At 68.5% G+C, this 18,481-nt stretch carries 19 protein-coding genes and 1 tRNA gene; 12 read left to right on the forward strand and 8 right to left on the reverse strand.

What is annotated here, in order from left to right:
* Positions 1 to 8 precede the first annotated feature (8 nt).
* Positions 9 to 2,069, forward strand: coding sequence for a PhoX family phosphatase (locus AB6A69_RS05070; protein ID WP_371059970.1), 2,061 nt, complete (start codon positions 9 to 11; stop codon positions 2,067 to 2,069).
* 99 nt (positions 2,070 to 2,168) lie between these two features.
* Positions 2,169 to 2,462 carry a cytochrome c gene (locus AB6A69_RS05075; RefSeq protein ID WP_371059971.1) on the forward strand — a complete coding sequence of 98 codons (294 nt, stop codon included), beginning with the start codon at positions 2,169 to 2,171 and terminating at the stop codon, positions 2,460 to 2,462.
* Between the two features lie 33 nt (positions 2,463 to 2,495).
* On the opposite strand, the gene AB6A69_RS05080 is transcribed toward AB6A69_RS05075, so the two are convergent.
* Positions 2,496 to 2,828: a hypothetical protein gene (locus AB6A69_RS05080; protein ID WP_371059972.1), complete on the reverse strand. Its 333-nt coding sequence runs from the start codon at positions 2,826 to 2,828 to the stop codon at positions 2,496 to 2,498.
* 14 nt (positions 2,829 to 2,842) lie between these two features.
* A complete protein-coding gene (locus AB6A69_RS05085) occupies positions 2,843 to 4,531 on the reverse strand; it encodes a secretin and TonB N-terminal domain-containing protein (RefSeq protein WP_371059973.1) in 1,689 nt (562 codons plus the stop codon).
* A 615-nt stretch (positions 4,532 to 5,146) separates the two neighbouring features.
* On the opposite strand from AB6A69_RS05085, the gene AB6A69_RS05090 reads away from it, so the two are divergent.
* The 4 genes from AB6A69_RS05090 (at position 5,147) to AB6A69_RS05105 (ending at position 8,814) form a co-directional block, all read left to right on the forward strand.
* Positions 5,147 to 5,764: a hypothetical protein gene (locus AB6A69_RS05090; protein WP_371059974.1), complete on the forward strand. Its 618-nt coding sequence runs from the start codon at positions 5,147 to 5,149 to the stop codon at positions 5,762 to 5,764.
* A 127-nt stretch (positions 5,765 to 5,891) separates the two neighbouring features.
* Positions 5,892 to 6,569, forward strand: a complete 678-nt coding sequence (locus AB6A69_RS05095) for a hypothetical protein (RefSeq protein WP_371059975.1) — start codon at positions 5,892 to 5,894, stop codon at positions 6,567 to 6,569.
* An 85-nt stretch (positions 6,570 to 6,654) separates the two neighbouring features.
* Complete coding sequence (locus AB6A69_RS05100; RefSeq protein WP_371059976.1) at positions 6,655 to 8,280, forward strand: hypothetical protein; 1,626 nt, start codon at positions 6,655 to 6,657, stop codon at positions 8,278 to 8,280.
* Between the two features lie 165 nt (positions 8,281 to 8,445).
* Positions 8,446 to 8,814 (forward strand): hypothetical protein, encoded by a 369-nt coding sequence (locus AB6A69_RS05105; RefSeq protein ID WP_371059977.1) that lies wholly within the window; start codon positions 8,446 to 8,448, stop codon positions 8,812 to 8,814.
* A 63-nt stretch (positions 8,815 to 8,877) separates the two neighbouring features.
* On the opposite strand, the gene AB6A69_RS05110 is transcribed toward AB6A69_RS05105, so the two are convergent.
* The 5 genes from AB6A69_RS05110 to uvrB all read right to left on the reverse strand — a co-directional run bounded on the left by AB6A69_RS05110 (position 8,878) and on the right by uvrB (position 13,428).
* Positions 8,878 to 9,663: a DUF6782 family putative metallopeptidase gene (locus AB6A69_RS05110; RefSeq protein WP_371059978.1), complete on the reverse strand. Its 786-nt coding sequence runs from the start codon at positions 9,661 to 9,663 to the stop codon at positions 8,878 to 8,880.
* Between the two features lie 67 nt (positions 9,664 to 9,730).
* The gene (locus AB6A69_RS05115) at positions 9,731 to 10,159 is read right to left on the reverse strand and encodes a hypothetical protein (RefSeq protein WP_371059979.1); all 429 of its coding nucleotides are present in this window, start codon (positions 10,157 to 10,159) and stop codon (positions 9,731 to 9,733) included.
* Between the two features lie 330 nt (positions 10,160 to 10,489).
* Positions 10,490 to 10,954, reverse strand: a complete 465-nt coding sequence (locus AB6A69_RS05120) for a hypothetical protein (protein ID WP_371059980.1) — start codon at positions 10,952 to 10,954, stop codon at positions 10,490 to 10,492.
* Complete coding sequence (locus tag AB6A69_RS05125; protein WP_371059981.1) at positions 10,951 to 11,205, reverse strand: hypothetical protein; 255 nt, start codon at positions 11,203 to 11,205, stop codon at positions 10,951 to 10,953. Before AB6A69_RS05125 ends, AB6A69_RS05120 begins: the two co-directional genes overlap by 4 nt.
* Positions 11,206 to 11,214: 9 nt before the next feature.
* On the reverse strand, positions 11,215 to 13,428 hold the full coding sequence (uvrB, locus tag AB6A69_RS05130; protein ID WP_371059982.1) for an excinuclease ABC subunit UvrB: 2,214 nt from the start codon (positions 13,426 to 13,428) through the stop codon (positions 11,215 to 11,217).
* Between the two features lie 276 nt (positions 13,429 to 13,704).
* Here uvrB and AB6A69_RS05135 point away from each other — a divergent pair, with 276 nt between their 5' ends.
* The 6 genes from AB6A69_RS05135 to modC all read left to right on the forward strand — a co-directional run bounded on the left by AB6A69_RS05135 (position 13,705) and on the right by modC (position 17,182).
* The gene (locus AB6A69_RS05135; protein WP_371039218.1) at positions 13,705 to 14,016 is read left to right on the forward strand and encodes an ETC complex I subunit; all 312 of its coding nucleotides are present in this window, start codon (positions 13,705 to 13,707) and stop codon (positions 14,014 to 14,016) included.
* Positions 14,017 to 14,059: 43 nt separating this feature from the next.
* Positions 14,060 to 14,136, forward strand: a tRNA-Arg gene (locus AB6A69_RS05140).
* Positions 14,137 to 14,213: 77 nt separating this feature from the next.
* The gene (locus AB6A69_RS05145; protein WP_371060044.1) at positions 14,214 to 14,540 is read left to right on the forward strand and encodes a winged helix-turn-helix domain-containing protein; all 327 of its coding nucleotides are present in this window, start codon (positions 14,214 to 14,216) and stop codon (positions 14,538 to 14,540) included.
* Positions 14,541 to 14,672: 132 nt separating this feature from the next.
* Positions 14,673 to 15,398: a molybdate ABC transporter substrate-binding protein gene (modA, locus tag AB6A69_RS05150; RefSeq protein ID WP_371059983.1), complete on the forward strand. Its 726-nt coding sequence runs from the start codon at positions 14,673 to 14,675 to the stop codon at positions 15,396 to 15,398.
* A gap of 3 nt (positions 15,399 to 15,401) precedes the next feature.
* Entirely contained in the window at positions 15,402 to 16,097 is a 696-nt protein-coding gene (gene modB, locus AB6A69_RS05155) for a molybdate ABC transporter permease subunit (RefSeq protein WP_371059984.1), read from the forward strand.
* A complete protein-coding gene (modC, locus tag AB6A69_RS05160; protein WP_371039213.1) occupies positions 16,097 to 17,182 on the forward strand; it encodes a molybdenum ABC transporter ATP-binding protein in 1,086 nt (361 codons plus the stop codon). The genes modB and modC overlap by 1 nt, the downstream gene beginning before the upstream one ends.
* Positions 17,183 to 17,193: 11 nt before the next feature.
* Here modC and AB6A69_RS05165 read toward each other — a convergent pair whose 3' ends face one another.
* A complete protein-coding gene (locus tag AB6A69_RS05165) occupies positions 17,194 to 18,480 on the reverse strand; it encodes a homoserine dehydrogenase (protein WP_371055728.1) in 1,287 nt (428 codons plus the stop codon).
* Position 18,481: the final 1 nt, after the last annotated feature.

An 18,481-nucleotide genomic window follows, 5' to 3' on the forward strand; every position in this document is an offset into this window, starting at 1 on the left:
AGCTGGACATGAAGGACTTTGAGCGGGACTATCCCGACCACACGCAGGCGATGGGCTACGAGCACGGCGACGAGGCGCAGTGCAACACGTCCGCCAATCGCAACTTCTACGACGTGATGGAGGCCCGCGTCGCGCGTCGCGGCTTCATGATGGGGGGCCTCGCCACCATCGCCACCGGTCTGATCGGCGGCGCGCTGTCGGGCAAGGCGGCGCTGGCGCAGGGCACCTCCAGCCTGATCGGGTTCAAGCCCGTGCCGGTGAGTTTCGAGGACGTCGTGGTCGTCCCCGAAGGCTACAGCTTCCAGGTTCTCGGCGCGACCGGCGAGCCGGTCTCGGGCGACATGCCCGCCTACCGGCCCGGTGCCAACACCGGCGCCGAGCAGGAACACCAGATCGGCCAATGCCACGACGGGATCCACTTCTTCCCGATCGACGGTGTCTCCTCGGAGGACGGTCTGCTCGTCCTCAACCACGAGTACATCGAGCCGCGCTTCCTGCATGCCGAAAAGGAAGGCTACAAGGGCGTGGCGCATGACAAGCGCAGCGTGGTCTACGACGCCGACGGCATGCGCGACGACGACGAGGTGCGCATGGAGATCGCCGCCCACGGCATCTCGATCTATCGTACCGCAAGGCAGGCCGACGGCCAGTGGGCCATCGTCGCCGACCCGCACAATCGCCGGATCACCGGCAATACGCCGATGGAGATCGGCGGCCCGGTCCGCGGCTCGGCGCATGTGCGCACCAAGTACAGCCCCGACGGGACGATGACCCGCGGCACGGTCAACAACTGCGCCCATGGCGTGACGCCGTGGAACACCTATCTCGCCGCGGAAGAGAACTGGGCGGGCTACTTCTCGAACACGACCCAGATCGACCAGAAGCCCGACCTGCCGCGCGAGCATGCCCGCTATGGCGTCTCGACCAACCCGAACGGTGGCCGCTACGGCTGGCACAAGGCGAAGTCGGGCGCCGACGAGTTCGTCAGGTTCGACGCCACGACCCGGGGCGCCTCGGCCACCGAGGACTACCGCAACGAGCCCAATACCTATGGCTGGATGGTCGAGATCGACCCGTTCGATCCCGCAAGCACGCCGGTCAAGCGCACCCATCTGGGCCGCTTCGCGCATGAGGGCGTCGTGTTCGCCCCCGTCGTCGAGGGGGCTCCGGTGGTGTGCTACTCGGGCGACGACGCCCGGTTCGAGTACATCTACAAGTTCGTCTCCGACGGAGTCTGGGTGCCGGGAGAGACGGATGGCTCGATCCTCGACAGCGGCACGCTTTACGTGGCCAAGTTCAACGACGACGGCACCGGCGAATGGCTGGCTCTGGCGCCGGGACGCAACGGGCTGACGCCGGCCAACGGCTTCGCCGATCTGGCCGACATCCTCGTGAACACCCGCCTCGCCGCGGACCATGTGGGCGCGACGAAGATGGATCGCCCGGAATGGGGCACCGTCGATCCCAACGACGGCACGCTCTACTTCGCGCTCACCAACAACTCCCGCCGCACCCAGGCCCAGACCGACGCCGTCAACCCGCGCGCAGAAAACAACTTCGGCCAGATCGTGCGCTGGAACTACGAGAACGTCGATCACACCAAGGCGACGTTCCAGTGGGATCTGTTCGTGATCGCGGGCAACGCGCGCAACTCGGCGCTGGCCACGGGCGGCGCGCTGGGCGACGACAGCATCTTCGCCTGCCCGGACGGGCTGTGGTGCGACAACGACTCGCGGCTGTGGATCCAGACCGACATGGGCGATACCGGTCCCGATTACGAAGGCCCGCTCAAGGAGTTCGGCATGAACATGCTGCTGGCGGCCGATCCGGCCACCGGAGAGATCAAGCGTTTCATGACAGGACCCTGGGGGCAGGAGTGCACCGGCGTCGTCAGCACGCCGGACGGAAAGACCATGTTCGTCAACTTCCAGCATCCGGGCGCCCACGCCTCGGCCGAGCAGTTCGCCCAAGGCGACTTCGGGTCGGGCTTTCCCGACTACGACGGCACCGTGCCGCGTTCGGCCACCGTCGTCATCACGAAGGACGATGGCGGCTTCATCGGCACCTGACGCCGGACTTAGAAAGACGGGAAGGGCGCGGTTTCGCGCCCTTTCCACGCGATGCCCGGGACCGAAGGCAACGCGCCGCGCGCAAGGGAGGCCGCCCCCGTGACGGGATACCGCAGTGCCGCGATCATCTGTATCCTTTCGCCCCTGCTGACGGGGCAGGCGATCGCGGATCGCACCGCCGAGATCGCGCGCGGAGAGGCGCTCTACATCGCCAACTGCCGTGAATGCCATGGTCCGACCGGGGCCGAGGGCGAGGTGGGCGACATTCGCGGATTGCCCGCGCGCGTTCTGCAGCACGCCACGCAGGCCGGCATCGGCATGATGCCGCGGATCGCGCTCGCCCGGGAGGATGTGGCCGCGATCGCCGCCTACCTGGCGCAGTCGCGCGAGTGACGTGAGGTGCGGCTCTCGGCGCGCGCGCTGGGATCAGGCGCCAAGTTCGTGCACGTAGGTGCCGCCGCGCTGGCTGACCACGTAAAGCGAGCCGTCCATCACCGAAAGAATGGCGGTGACGCGCCCGCCGCGGCGTACTTCCGCACCGCCCCGGTTCGACAGCGCGTTCCGGATCGCGGGTCCGTGTTCGAGGATCTCCTCACGCGAAAAGCCGCTGCGCCCCATTGCGATCACGAGATCGTCGGCGGACACGCGCGCCGTCTGACCGCCCGAGATCGGCACGACCCCCGAAAGGGAGTTGGAGACGTTCACGTCGGCGCAGGACGCCAGTACCGACACGACCAGGAAGATTAGCGTCTTCTTCAAGCTCACGCCCTCCCTCACCGGTAGCCCAGCCGGTCCATGGCGGCGGCAAGCTCGGAGCGGAAGGCCGTCTCGTCCACCTGGCCGAGCGGAACCGCCCCCGGGTTGCCGCTGCGAAAGCGGCGGTCCTCGGGTTCCACCAGCGTTGCCGTCACGAAGATCGCCACCTGCTGCGTCCGGCTGCGCGAGGTGTCGTTGCGGCCCAGAAACGGAAGGTTGCGAAGCCCCGGTATCCCGCTGCGGCCTTGCTGGCTGCGAAGATCGGAAAGCCCCGCCACGGCCGCGGTCCCGCCGTTCTGAAGCTGCACGGTGTTCTGCACCGTGCGACGGTTGACAACGGGCAGGTTCTGCTCGCCCCGCGCCACCACGTCGGAGACCTCGAGCTCCATGTCGAGCGTGAGCGTCCTGTCGCGGCCCACCTGCGGTGTGATGCGCAGGATCGTGCCGGTCTCGATCTCCTCGAGGTCGCTGCGGATGAAGCTGTCGTTCTCGGTCAGGATCTGGAAGAACTCGGCGGTGGTCACGCGGATCACGGATTCGATCCCGTCCTGCGCAAGAACCTGCGGGCTTGCCACGATGGCGGCCTGGTTGTTCTCGGACAGCAGGTTCAGCGTGAGGCCGAGCGCGTTCGTGAAAATCCGGTCGCTGGTGTAGCCGAGCGCGATCTCGGAAATGTCGGTGGTGCCGTCGGTCCGGTTCGCGCCGGCGGTCAGGCCGGGCGGCTGGAACTGGGTGCCGAGATCGAGAAAGGCGGTGGTGTCGAGCACGACCACACGCGCCTCCAGCATGATGTGCTTGCGCGGCTGGTCGATCTTGGCGATGTCGGCGTGGATCTGGCGCGCGATGGCGGGCGGCGCGTTGACCGACAGCGTGTTCGACACCGCGTCGGCGCGCACATGGGTGGCGAGGTTCTCGGGCAGCAGGTTCGTCACCACCTCCGCCGTCACGTGGTCTAGCTTTATCAGGCCGGTATCGTAGACGTCGCGCGCATCGACGTTCTTGGGTGGAAGCGGACGGTCGAGGCGCTGGACGAGTTGCAATGCCTCCTGCCGGACGGAGGCGGGGCCGCTGATCGACAGGCTGTTGCGGACCTGGTCGGCGCGCACGTAACCCTGCAGCCGCTCGGGCAGAAGCTCCCGCGCGCTGGCCGCCTCGATGTAGGTGAGCGCGGCGAAGACGGTCTGGTCGGAGTTCGGGCGGTCGATCGTCTCGACGTCCTGCAGGATGACCTGCAGAAGTTCCGGCGGCGCCGAGATGACGAGCCGCCGGTTCGCGCTGTCGGCGCGCACGTATTTGCGCAGCGGCTCCACCAGCAGGTCGCGCGCGGCGGAGGCTTCGAGATTGCGCAGGGCGATGACTTCCGTGTCCGACACTTCCGCGAAGAGGTCGGCGCGGGGATCCGGATTGTAGACGAGGAAGTAGTCGGGCCGGCGCACGACGCGATAGCCGGTGCCGGCCAGCACCAGGTCGAGCGCGTCCTCGATCGTGGCATCCTCGATGGTGACCGTCACGATGCCCTGCACGCCGGGGTCGGCCACGATGTTGGCCCCCGTCTGCGCCGCGATATCCTCGAGCGCGGTGCGAAGATCGGTCTGGAAGAAGACGTTGTCGACGATGGCGCGGCCCTGGGCCTGCGCGACGGTGGCGAAAGCGAATGCGAGCGCGCACAGGACGCACGCAAAAAGCCTGCCGGTTCTCGGTCTCACCTGCATTTTCCTGCCTCGAAAGGTCGCCGGTAGATCCGGCCTGTCCTTGCCGCACCGCGCTGCTCTGTGGATCGTTTTTCGCGGCACATTCTATTTTCAGTTTAGCTACCATGCGGAAGATTTTGAAAACAGTCAAATTTGTCCGGGCCGGGGGAAGTGTCGTCAAATTGCCACCCTGCCGGGGCGCGCTGGGGATGTCCTGGCCGGCGCGGCGTGACCTGTTCCGTGCGGCCGGGTGGGCGCCGCCGCATCGGGTCCGGGTCTCTTGCGGCGGGAGCCATCGCGAGGAGGGTGCTGCGCCGCCGCGCCCATGCCGGAGGTTCACGGCGAAGCGCCCCATTGATCGGAACGGGGCGGCCGCCGGGACGAGGCGCAACCTTAAAGATATTTAATAATTATTCAACAACTTTTGCGCGATACTTGAATTGTATCAGTGGTATAGGCAGTGCCGCAGGGCAGGGCGCGCGCATTGTCGCCTTCTCGGCCTCAATTCGGCCCCGGGCCGCTCAATTTTTCGACAATCTCTCTCATTAACCCTCTGAGGGCCCGGGCCGCGACCCGAAACCCCGCGGCGCGACCCTTTTTGAGCATTGCCTCGAACACTGGAGGACAGACATGAAGAAACTTGCAGCCACGGCGAGCGCCCTCGCCCTTCTCGGCACGGGCGCCTACGCCCAGTCCGTCGAAGACACCGCCCAAGTCACGCTGACAGCCAGCGTCGGCGAGTATATTGCCATCACTCAAGCTCTTGACTCGGCTATTACCGTTGTCGATCCTGCGGGGGACAGCGGGGTGCCGGGCAACAACAACCGGAACGGCTCGTTCACCGACAAGTCGCTCATCGAGGTCACGGCGAACGTCGATTTCGATCTCACGCTGGAGTGGGCGACCTGGGACAACGAGGGCCCGGGCCAGCCGAGTGACTGGCCGAGTGCCACAACCTTTAGCCAAGCCTACTACGTGAACGGTGCGGAGGGCTGCGCCATCGGCGGCACGATCACCTTCGATGTCGACCCGGCCACGAACTCGAACAATACGTCCACGCCGCCGAGTGGCGCGAGCCCGTGGACCGTGAACGACACCTTCGCGGCGTCTTACTTCACGCCCGGCGCGAACAAACAGTACGGGATCGGCATCGAGGCGTCGCCCAATCTTACGGACTGCACGGGTGGCGTCGCCGCGCCCGGCGACTATTCATTGGACGTGGATATCACAGTCGCTGCCGCTTCCTGATCCGGCGTCGAGCTACACGCGGAGGGGCCCGTACCGCCCCTCCGCCATCGCGTCACAGCCGCGCGGCCCGCACCCGGGCGCGCGGCTGTGTTGCCTTCGACGCCCCGCTCGGATTAGCTGACCGCGCATGACGAGACCCTTTCGCACCCTAATTCCGCTTCTCCTCGCCGCCGGCCTTGCCGTGCCCGCCGTGGCGCAGCAAGGCGGACAGATCGTGCCGCGGCCGGGCGGGCGGGATGCGCTGCTGGTGCAGGTGCTCGACCGGCAGGTGGACTACGTCGTGGCCGATCTGCTGGGTGCGCCGGGCTTCGAGACCACCGAAGACACGGCGCGGTTCCGCGTGCTGTCCACCGTGCCCTACACCGTCACGATCGGCTTTCCGACATGGCAACCGGCCCCGCCCGCGCCCGCGAACTACCGCCAGCCGGCCTTTTCGGACGGCGCCCACCGGATCGGCGGGCGGGTCTACCTCGACCGCGACCGCGCGGAGGGTGGCAGGGGCCGGCCGGACTGGCTCGGCCCGCCGGGGCGCCCGGACTGGCTGGGCGAGACCGGCCCGCCCGACTGGCTGGACGATCCCGGCCGTCCGGGACGCCCCGGCGGGCCGGGGGGCGGCGGCAATGGTGGCGGGGAGGCCCGCATCTACCAGGACGCCGATGGCCGGCTCGCCGCCGAGGGGGCGCGCGGCGCCGCGCTCTGGGGCGTCGGGGCCGATCTGGGCCCGCGCTTCACCGACAACCCCACCGGGCTGCCCGCACCCGGCATCTACAGCCTGGAGGTGGAGATCACGCTTCAGCCGCGCTGAGCGTTGAAAACCGCCGCGGCCTGTCGTAGCGAATGCGTGGCCGCACCGACCCGCGGCGCGACATCCCAGCGAAAGGGCCGTCCCCGTGCGCGCAGCCTTGCTTGTCCTCCTCGCCCTTCTGACCCTCGGCGCGATGGCGCCCGGCGCCGCGGCGCAGGGCTTTCAGGTGCGCCCGCTCACCGTGGAAGGCGAGGTGCCGCCCGGCACCACCGTGGACATTCCGATCGAGATCACCGGAACCTCGCAGCTCGAGGGGCGGCTTCTGGAGGTGGACGTGGTCCAGCTGGCCCAGACGCCCGATGGCGCCTTCACCATCGTGCCCTACGAGGAGGGCGGCCAGGTGCTGCCGCGCTCGGCCGCGCCGTGGATCACCGCGCCCTCCGAGGTGCAGGTGGACGCGCGCCAGACGACGATCCTCGAGGTTCTGATGCGCGTGCCCGCTTCCGCGCAGGGCAGCCATGTCGCCGGCCTTCTGCTGACGGCGCGCCCGCCCGAGGATGCCGAGGGGCTGCGCCTGACCCTGCGCCTTCTGGTTCCGATCATTCTGGGCACGGAGGGGCGTCCCGCCCGGCAGGACGTGCGCCTTGCCGATGCGACGCTGTCCTACCGCCTGCCGGACGTCACGGGCGCAGAGGGCGCCGCCGCCGCGCCGTTTCCCGAGACGACGGTGGTGACCGCGCGGGTGGAGAACCGCGGTGGCACCTACTCCCGCTTCGGCGGCGACATCTGGGTGGACTACAAGGATGCCAGCGATACCTGGCGGCAGATCCGCCGCGTGCCCATCGAGGAGCGGCGCCTTCTTCCCGAAACGACGCTCATGGTGCCGGTGGACCTCGGGCGGCTTCTGCCCGCGGGCGACTACCGCGTGCGCGGAGAGCTTTACGTGGACGGGCGGCGCACGGTGCCCCTGCGCCGCGAGATCGCCTTCGAGGGGCATCCCGACATCAAGGACCTGGTGACCGACATCGAACTCGGGCTCAGCCCCGAGGTGTTCGAGTACGACTACCGCGCCGGCGCGCGGCGCACCGGCAGCGTGACGGTCGAGAACCCCTCGATCGATCCCGTCGACGTGACGGTGGAGGTCGCGCTGCCCGAAGGGATGGGCGGGCGCGCGAGCGCCGAGCTGCGCGGAGAGGACCTGTCGGCGGCCGGCTGGATCGACGTGGCGCCCGCGCGGTTCACCCTGCGACCGGGCCAGTCGCGGAACCTGCGGCTGCTCGCGCGGTTTCCCGGCACCGACGCGGCGCACCGGAACTACTACGCCGAACTCCGGCTCGACGCGCGCTACGGCGACGGTCAGCGCGCGGGGTCGGCCACCGCCCTCGTCGAGGTGACGCGCCCCGAGGGCGAGGACGTGGCCCGTGCCGAGCTCGAGCCCTTGCGCGTCTCCAGCCTCGAGGAAGCGGGCCACTACGCGCTCGCGCTGCGGGCGGTCAACACGGGCAACGTTCTGCTGCGCCCCGAGGCGCGCTACACCCTTCTTGCCGCCGACGGCGCGGAGCTGCGCCGGGGAGATCTCGCCAGCGAGGCGGCCGGGCCGCTGATGCCGCTCGCGGCCCGGAGCTTCGGCGCCACGCTCGACCTTTCGGAGTTGCCCGAGGGGGAGTACGTGCTCCTGACCATTCTGCGCGACAGCGGGCGGGAGGTCGGCGAGGTGACCCAACGCCTGTCCCGCAGCGCGGAAGGCGTCGCGGTGGAGACGGTGCGCTGACGGCGAAATCGCCGTCCGTATCCTGTTAACGCATCGGCTGCACACTGTCGCCGCGCACCGGCCTTGCGCGCCGGCGGCGTGAAAGTGACGAGTGATTCGACAAACGCTGGCGCCGCCGGGCGCGGTTATGTTAGTGTTCTCACTACATATAGGTGAGGCCATAAAATGTTGAGCAGCTACCGCCTCCTCGCCCTAGCGATAGGCTTCCTCGCCGCGCCGCTGGCCGCCGCGGCAGAAATCGACAGTTCGGTTTCGGGCACCTGGGCGCTTGAACGCGACATACCCGAGAACGCGTATGTGCTGGCCGGACGCGGGGCGCTCGGCAACTACCTCATCTGCTTCGATGCCGGGAATGTGGGCCGCGTCGTCGTCGCGGTGGGCGGCGAGCGAAGCGTGCTTGCCCGCGGCTCCTGCACGCTTTTCGCGCCGACGGCCGAGAACGGGATCGTGGTGAACTTCGACGACGAGGCGGAAAGCGGGGTGGCGCTCGGCACGTTCCGGATGATCCTGCAGGTCGACGACGCCGACGACTGACCTCCGCGCCGGGTCACCGGCGGGGAGAAACGCCGGGGTCCCGGGGGGGCGCGGCCGGCGCGCTCATTCGCTGGCGGGCGGCGTGCAGGGGTAGGCGCGCCCGTCGGGCAGCGTGCAAAGCGCCGACAGGAAGCCCTGCGGAAGCGCCCCGTAGGCGGGCAGGGCGTGGCTGCGGTCCTGACGGTCGAGGTAGTCGGCGCAGGCCGCGATCCGGTAGGTTTCCCGCCGCCAGTCCGAGACGTACCACTGCGCGAAGGCGCGCGCGGCGGCACGGACCGGATCGCTTGTTTCGGCCATCGCACCGGCGAACGCGGCGGCGATGTCCTGCTGCCCCGGCCAGGCGGCAAGCGCGTCCCAGACGGCGGGTGCGCCCTCGGCGCGGAGCGCCCAGGCGACGTGGAGCGTGACGGCCGTGGCGTCCGCCTCGAGGGAGAGCGTGGCACGCGCGGTTTCGCCCATCGACAGCGCCGGACCCGGGCAGGCGCCGGTGCGCGCCTGGTGCAGGTGGCGCAGCTCGTGGATCAGCACCGCCTGCCGCATGGGCGGGGCGAGGGCGGCGCGCAGGACGATGCGGTTCTCCTCCACGCCGAGATAGCCCTGCGCGTCGAGAAGCGCGTCCACGAGGCAGATCTCGGGGGCGCCCTCGGCCAGCGCGCGCGCGAGGCTCTCGAACCGGGCGAGGGCGGGGCGGAGGCTGTCCACGAGATCCGCGACCTCCTGCTCGCGCGCCGTCACCGGCGCGTCGTGGGGTGCGGCGAGGCATTGCCCGCCGAAGCCGTCAGGCTGGGCGAACACGGGGAGCGCCCAGAGGCTGGCGGCCACCAGCACCGCGAGGCTTCGTTTCCGCATGGTCACTCTCCCGCCGCGTGAGGGAAGCCTAGCGGGATCGGCGGGAATGTCACGAGGGGCAGGGCGCTCAGGCGACGGGCGCGGCGACGCAGGCGCGGAACCGTTCGACCGGCTCCGCCGCGCCGTCGAGCGGGAACGCCACCGCCGTGTCGCCGAGACGCGCGGTGGCGGTGTCGTTGAACTGAAGCCCGTCGAGGACATTGCCGAAGCCGCGATCGGTTACGGTGAGCGCGCGGCCCGCCTCGCCCAGGCCGTGGCGCGTGGTCGAGATCGTGAGCCCGCGGGGCCCCTCGAAGCGGATGGCGAAAACCGGCCCCCCGGGCCAGGGCGCGCCCGCCCGGGTGATGGTGATCGCGTATTCCGGGATGGCTGGATCGTGGGTCACGACCACCGCCGCCTCCCCCGTCGAGTGGGAGAGGGTGCAGAGCGGATCGGCCGAGAACTTCCATGCATGGAGCGGGCCGGCGAGGAGGCAGAGAGCGAGGGCGAGGCGCATAGCGCAGAGATAGGACAGGTGTGCGCCCCGGCCATAGGGCCGAGCGTAGGGTGCGTGATCGCACGCACCCGTGGCGGTCAATCGGACAGAGACATGCCGCGATCCGGCGAGGCGCAGCCGGGATGCGCTGGACCCGGAGGGCGCAGCGCGGCGCTGCTGGCATGCACGCCCCGAAGCCCCCACGCTGCCCTTGCGGTAGGCGTGGGGGCTTCGGGGGGAGGTCGGGCGCTGTTCGGCTGCGCCGGGCGTGTAGGGCGCGTGATCTCACGCGCCGTGGCGGCGAGGGATCGGTGCGTGGCGAGCACGCACCCTACGCGGGCTATTCTTTCTTTAGATCGAAACTTCTACCTTTTTCTTTTTGCCAACTTCAGAAGGGTCGTCCCAGCAAAGCTCAACTTCTTCTTTGATATTTGTGCCAGACGTGATGATGGCCGTAATATCTACGCTATCACCCTTCTCCATTCTTTTCATTGGCAATTTGTCAGAAATAAAATTCTCTTTGAACATACTCCGGTCAGCGGCCAAGATGTTCAAATAAACATTTTCGGCAACTGCTGGACCCTTGTTCGCGATGCGTAGCTTCCAGTTGTTTTTACTCTCCTTGTATATCCTTGCAGAAATATCAGCCGTTTTAGATGCCCTGTCATCGCGTTCCAACTGGTCAAGCTGCCGGCGCACTAGCTCGACCTCTCGATCCGTTAGCCTGCTTTGGTCTTTGTTAGCTCTGTAAGTCTGAAATATCGCAACCGCTGAAAGGGCAAGCGCAATTAGTGAAGCAGCATCTGAAATATTCACTTATTTATCCTCTTAATCGCTCGAGCAAGGTCCTTTTTAAAATCCTCGATAACCTCGTCCTTTATCTCTTCCGCTACTGCATTAATTCTCGAGGAATTTCCGTCCTTTAGCTCGTGGAGGCGGAAAGTCTCTTCACATGATTTACATATGTAAATAGGCTCATATGTGTCGCCTTCTTCTGGGGCCGTCAGTTGAGGCGATGCACAAGTGGGGCAAATGAGTTCCAAGCCGCGATCGTAGTCCTTTTTCATCGGCACTTCTTACCCTCTCTTTCTCTTTACATTCCCCCCACGCTGCCCCGCACGTCCCCCTGTGGAGCGGCCTCTTTTTCCCGCGGCCTCCTCGCTCGCCTTCTCCACGGCCTGCTGGCGGGCCAGCGGGTCGTCGTGGACGGCGAGGTCCACCGCTTCCAGCCGCTTGACCTCGTCGCGCAGGCGCGCGGCTTCCTCGAACTCGAGGTTCTCGGCCGCCTTGCGCATGTCCTCGCGCAGCCCGTCGAGATGGGCCTGGAGGTTCGCGCCCGCCATCGGCTTTTCCACGGTCGCCGTGACCCGGTTCATGTCCACGTCGCCCTGGTAGAGGCCGGCGAGGATGTCCTCCACATTCTTCTTCACCGTGGCGGGGGTGATGCCGTGTTCCTCGTTGTAGGCGATCTGCTTGGCGCGGCGGCGCTCGGTCTCGGCCATGGCGCGCTCCATGCTGCCGGTCATGCGGTCGGCATACATGATGACGCGCCCGTCGACGTTGCGCGCCGCGCGCCCGACGGTCTGGATGAGCGAGGTCTCCGAGCGCAAAAAGCCCTCCTTGTCGGCGTCGAGGATCGCCACCAGCCCGCATTCGGGAATGTCGAGGCCCTCGCGCAGCAGGTTGATGCCCACAAGGACATCAAACGCCCCCAGCCGCAGGTCGCGCAGGATCTCGATCCGCTCGATCGTGTCGATGTCGGAATGCATGTAGCGCACGCGGATGCCCTGCTCGTGCAGGTATTCGGTGAGGTCCTCGGCCATGCGCTTGGTGAGCGTGGTGCAGAGCGTCCGGTAGCCCTTCGCCGCCACCTTGCGCACCTCGTCCAGAAGATCGTCCACCTGCATCTCGACGGGGCGGATCTCGATCTGCGGGTCCAGAAGGCCGGTGGGCCGGATCACCTGTTCGGTGAAGATGCCGCCGGTCTGCTCCAGCTCCCACGGCCCGGGCGTGGCGCTCACGAAGACCGACTGGGGGCGCATGGCGTCCCATTCCTCGAACTTGAGCGGGCGGTTGTCCATGCAGGAGGGCAGGCGGAAGCCGTGCTCGGCCAGCGTGAACTTGCGCCGGTAGTCGCCGCGATACATGCCCCCGATCTGGGGCACGGAGACGTGGCTTTCGTCGGCGAAGACGATGGCGTTGTCGGGGATGAACTCGAAGAGGGTGGGGGGCGGCTCGCCCGGCGCGCGCCCGGTCAGGTAGCGCGAGTAGTTCTCGATCCCGTTGCACACGCCCGTGGCCTCCAGCATCTCGAGATCGAAATTGGTGCGCTGCTCGAGCCGCTGCGCCTCCAGCAGCTTGCCCTCGTTCACCAGCTGGTCGAGCCGCTGGCGCAACTCCTTGCGGATGCTCTGGATCGCCTGCTGAAGCGTGGGCTTCGGGGTGACGTAGTGCGAGTTGGCATAGATCCGCACCCGCTCGAAGCTGCCCGTGCGCGCGCCGGTCAGGGGGTCGAACTCGGTGATGCCTTCGAGCTCCTCGCCGAAGAAGGACAGCCGCCAGGCCCGGTCCTCCAGGTGCGCGGGCCAGACTTCCAGGACGTCGCCGCGCACCCGGAACGCGCCGCGCTGGAAGGCCTGATCGTTGCGGCGGTACTGCTGCGCGACGAGGTCCGCGATCACGGCGCGCTGATCGTAGCTTTCGCCGGCTTGCAGATCCTGGGTCATCGCGCCGTAGGTCTCGACCGAGCCGATGCCGTAGATGCAGGACACCGAGGCGATGATGATGACATCGTCGCGTTCCAGAAGCGCCCGGGTGGCCGAGTGGCGCATCCGGTCGATCTGTTCGTTGATCTGGCTTTCCTTCTCTATATAGGTGTCCGAGCGGGGCACATAGGCCTCGGGCTGGTAGTAATCGTAGTAGCTGACGAAATACTCTACCGCGTTGTCCGGGAAGAAGCCCTTGAATTCTCCGTAAAGCTGGGCGGCCAGCGTCTTGTTGGGCGCGAGGATGATCGCCGGGCGCTGGGTGCGTTCGATCACCTTGGCCATGGTGAAGGTCTTGCCCGTGCCCGTGGCGCCAAGCAGCACCTGGTCGCGCTCGCCCGACAACACGCCTTCGCTGAGTTCGGCGATGGCGGTGGGCTGGTCGCCCGCGGCCGCGAAGTCTGACTTCATCTCGAACGGCCTGCCGCCCTCGAGCTTCGGGCGCGCGCGCACGTCCGCCGCCGCGGCGTGCAGGATCGTGGCGGAGTTTTCGGGCGGGGACTTGTCGGAATGGGCGTAGGGCATGAGGCGTCTCCTTCCCCTTCAAGATCGCGCTTCCCCGCCCGGGTTCAACCCCGGCGGACGATCGCGCCGCCCGCCGATTGTGATTGCGAAAAGGGACATTCGTGACATATCATTTACCGGCAAGCAGCGCCTTGGCCTTTCGGCCGATCGCACATACCCACCCCTCGCTCCCCGCGAAAGTCCGGATGGTCAAGGTCTGCCTGCACCGCGGTCCGCGAGGGATCTTGTCGCCGGCTGCGGCATCCTTCATAACCGTCTCAAGACACGGAGGAAGTCATGCGCGCGCGCATCTACAAACCGTCCCGATCCGCGACCTCGTCTGGCACCGCGAAGACCCGGCAATGGGTGCTCGAATACGCGCCGGCGAGCCCGCGGGAGATCGATCCGCTGATGGGCTGGACCTCCTCGGCAGACATGGAATCGCAAGTCCGTCTGCGCTTTCCCACCAAGAAAGCCGCGCTGGCCTACGCCCGCGAACACGGGATCGAGGCGATCGTGTTCGAGCCCCACAAGCGCCGCACCAACATCCGCGCGCGCGGCTACGGCGAGAATTTCGCGACCGACCGGCGCGGCTCCTGGACGCACTGACGCGCTTGCGCATTTCCGCCCGATGGCCGAAAACGGCGCGAGCGGTCCCGTAGCTCAACTGGATAGAGCAGCCGACTTCTAATCGGCAGGCTGAGGGTTCGAGTCCTTCCGGGACCGCCAGACCGACCGAGGAGGCCGCGGCCCTGACCGAGCACCCTCCACGCCTTCGCCTGCGCGTCGTGTTCGGCGCCGATGCCATGCTGGGCCCCGGCAAGGCGGACCTGCTCGAACTGATCGAGCAGACCGGGTCCATCGCGGCGGCGGGCCGCGCCATGCGGATGAGCTACAAGCGCGCCTGGAGCCTCGTGGAGGAAATGAACGCCGCGTTCCGGGCACCGCTCGTGGCGCGCAGCCGAGGCGGCGCCCGTGGCGGTGGCGCGCATCTGACCGAGACGGGAGCGACGGTGCTGGCGCATTACCGCGCGCTCGAACGGCGGGCGACCGACGCCGGAGAGGCGGAGATCGCTGCGCTGCGCGCCCTGCTCGCGGAGGCGGGCGCGTCCGACATGTCCGGCGGGAAATAACGCTTGCCATTGGCGGGGTTGCCGGGCGATATGTTTCGTGAAACATATCAACAGGAGAGAGACGCCCCGGTGTTCAAGCCAGCTTGCATTCGAGCGGCCGCCCGCACGACAGCGGCTGCGCTGGTCATCGCCATGTGCGCCCCCGTGCCGGCCAGCGCGGACCGGATCACGGTGTTCGCCGCGGCCAGCATGAGCGACGCGATGGCGGAGATCGAGCAGGGTTTCGAGGCCGCCACCGGCCACGACGTCGTTGTCTCCCTCGCCGGATCCTCCGCGCTCGCCCGCCAGATCCAGCAGGGCGCGCCGGCGGATGTCTTCATCTCCGCCAACCCGGGCTGGATGGACATGCTCGAGGCCGACGGCCTTGTCGAAGCGGCCACGCGCTTCGATCTTCTTGCGAATTCCCTCGTGCTGGTCGCGGCGGGTGGCGCCGCCGCGCCGGTCGAGATCGGTCCCGGAATGGACCTCGCGGGCCTCCTGGGCGACGGGCGGCTGGCCATGGCGCTCGTCGACGCGGTGCCCGCGGGCATCTACGGCAAGGCGGCGCTGGAAAGCCTCGGGCAGTGGGACAAGGTCGCGGCGCAAGTGGCGCAGGCCGACAACGTCCGCGCCGCGCTCGCCTTCGTGGCGACGGGCGAGGCGCCTTACGGCATCGTCTACGCCACCGATGCGGTGGCCGAGGATGATGTCACGGTCGCCGGCACCTTTCCCGCCGCGACCCATCCGCCCATCGTCTATCCGGCCGCCGCCCTCGCCGAGACCCAGAGCGCCCTGAGCCGGACCTTCCTCGACTTCCTCCGCAGCCCGGACTCGCGCAAGGCGTTCGAGCGTCAGGGCTTCGTGGTCCTCGCCGAATAGCGCATGTTGGACTGGCTCGGCCCTGATGAATGGCGGGCGGTGGCGTTGTCGCTGCGCGTCTCCCTCTGGGCGACGCTGGTCAGCTTGCCGCTGGGTATCCTCACGGCTTATGCGCTGGCCCGCTGGTCCTTTCCCGGCAAGCAGCTTCTGAACGGCATCGTGCACCTGCCGCTCATCCTGCCGCCGGTGGTGACGGGCTACCTGTTGTTGCTGACGTTCGGCACGCGCGGGCCTGTCGGCAGCGTCCTGGCCGATTGGGGCATCGTCCTCGCCTTTCGCTGGACAGGCGCGGCGCTCGCGGCGGGCGTCATGGCCTTTCCGCTGATGGTGCGCGCGATCCGCCTGTCGATCGAGGCGGTGGACCCGAAGCTCGAGCAGGCGAGCGCGACGCTCGGCGCGCCGCCGCTCTGGGTCTTCCTGACGGTGACGTTGCCGATGGCACTGCCGGGCATCGTGGCGGGCGCCATCCTCGCCTTTGCCAAGGCGATGGGCGAGTTCGGCGCGACGATCACGTTTGTGTCGAACATCCCCGGTGAGACACGCACGATCCCGTCCGCGATCTACGCGTTCCTGCAGATCCCCGGCGGCGAAGGCCCGGCGATGAAGCTGGTGATCGTCTCGGTGGTCGTGGCGATGGGGGCGCTCTTATTGTCGGAAGTCGTGGGGCGCCGCGTCGCCGCGCGCGTCGGCGGCGCCTGATGCTCGAGGTCGAGGTCAGCCACGCGTTCCCGGGCTTCGAACTCGATGCACGCTTCGAGGCGCCGCCGGGTGTCACCGCTCTTTTCGGGCGCTCCGGGTCGGGAAAGACCACCGTGGTGAATGCGGTGGCGGGGCTTCTGCGCCCGGACAAGGGCCGGGTCGCGGTCAACGGGGAGGCGCTTTTCGATATCGAGGCCGGGCTCTGGACGCCGCCCCACCGCCGACGGGTCGGCTACGTGTTCCAGGAGGGGCGGCTCTTTCCCCATCTCACGGTGCGGCAGAACCTGCTTTACGGCCGATGGATGGCGCGTGCCGCTCGGGATGCGGCGGCCTTCGACCGGATCGTTGGGATGCTTGGATTGGAGCCGCTCCTGCCGCGCCGCCCGGGGGGCCTGTCGGGCGGCGAAAAGCAGCGCGTCGCGGTCGGGCGCGCGCTTCTCGCCGCGCCGCGCCTCATCCTGATGGACGAGCCGCTCGCCGCGCTCGACGAGGCGCGCAAGGCCGAGATCCTGCCCTATCTCGAGCGTCTCCGCGACGAAACGGAAACGCCCGTCCTCTACGTCAGCCACTCGGTCGCGGAGGTGGCGCGGCTCGCCACTACGGTGGTCGCGCTGAAGGAGGGCCGCGTGCTGCGCGCGGGGCCTGCGGCCGAGGTCATGTCGGACCCGGCGGCTGTGCCCGCCTTCGGGCCGCGCGCGGCGGGCAGCGTGATCACCGCCCGCGTCGTCGCCCATCACCCCGACGGCCTGACCGAACTCGCCGCGCCGGGCGGGCGGCTTTTCCTGCCGCGCGTCGCCGCGTCGGAGGGCGCACCGCTGCGCGTGCGCGTGTCGGCTCAGGACGTGATGATTTCCACGACGCGTCCCGACGGCCTTTCGGCACTGAACCTTCTGGAGGGCCGGATCGCCGCGCTCCGTCCGGGCGAGGGGCCGGGCCTGCTGGTGCGGATCGATCTCGGGGCAGGGGAGATCCTGGCACGAATCACCCGCCGCTCGGCCAAGGCGTTGGCGCTTGCCGAGGGGCAGCAGGTGGTCGCGGTGGTCAAGGCGGTGTCGGTGGCGCCGGGCGACGTCGGCGGCGGCTGAGCCCCGCGGCGTCAGACGCTTTCGATCCGAAGCGCCACCACCTCGCCGGCCAGAACGCCGGTGCCCGGCATGGCCTCCAGCGCCGCATCGAGCGCGTCGCGCGCCGTCTTGTGGGTCACGATCAGCACCGGGGCGGTGTCGGCGGCGTGCTTGTACTGGCGCATCCGGTCGATGGAGATACCGGCCTCGCCCAGAACGGTGGCGATCTGCGCGAGCGCCCCGGGGCGATCCTTCAGTTCCATGCGCAGGTAGTAGGGCGCGGGCGTCGCCGTGCGCGCGGGCGTGGCGTGGGCCAGCCTTGCGGCGGGCACCCCGAAGGTGGAGACGCGCGTGCCCCGCGCGATGTCGAGCACGTCGGACATCACCGCGCTGGCCGTCGGGCCCTCGCCGGCCCCCGCGCCCCGCAGCACGATCTGGCCCACCGCGTCGCCTTCCAGGACGCACATGTTCGTGGGGCCCTCGAGCTGGCCTATGGGCGAGCTTGCCGGCACGAGGCAGGGCGACATGCGGGTTTCCAGCCCCCGCCCCGTCATCTGCGCCACGCCCAGAAGCTTGATGCGGAAGCCGAGGTCGCGCGCCCGGCGGATGTCGTCGATGGAGATGCGCTCGATCCCCTCGATCTCGACCCCGTCGAAATCCACCCGCGTGCCGAAGGCGATCGCGGCCAGCAGCGCGAGCTTGTGGGCCGCGTCGATGCCGCCCACGTCGAGGGTGGGGTCGGCCTCCAGGTAGCCAAGCTGGTTCGCCTCGTCGAAGACCGTGTCGTAGGACAGACCGGCGCTTTCCATCCGGGTCAGGATGTAGTTGCAGGTGCCGTTCATCACGCCCATCACGCGGGTGAGGTCGTTGCCGGCCAGCCCCTCGGTCAGCGACTTGATGACCGGGATGCCGCCGGCCACCGCCGCCTCGAAGCGCAGCACGCGCCCCGCGGCCTCGGCCGCCTCGGCAAGCGCCTGGCCGTGGATGGCGAGCATCGCCTTGTTGGCGGTGACCACGTCCTTGCCCGCGGCGAGCGCGGCCTCGGTCGCGGCCTTGGCGGGGCCGTCCGAGCCGCCCATCAGCTCCACGAACACGTCCACGTCGTCGCGCGTGGCCAGCGCGACGGGATCGTCCTCCCAGCTGTAGTCGGCAAGGCTCACGCCGCGGTCCTTGTCGCGGGTGCGCGCGGAGACGGCGGAGATCGTCACCGGCCGCCCGGTGCGCGCCTCCAGCAGTTCGGCCTTGCGGCGCACGATCTTGACGACGCCGGCGCCCACCGTGCCGAGACCGGCGATGCCGAGACGCAGGGGATCGGACATG

The organism is Rhodosalinus sp. 5P4 (assembly GCF_041365695.1).
Classification (GTDB): domain Bacteria; phylum Pseudomonadota; class Alphaproteobacteria; order Rhodobacterales; family Rhodobacteraceae; genus Rhodosalinus.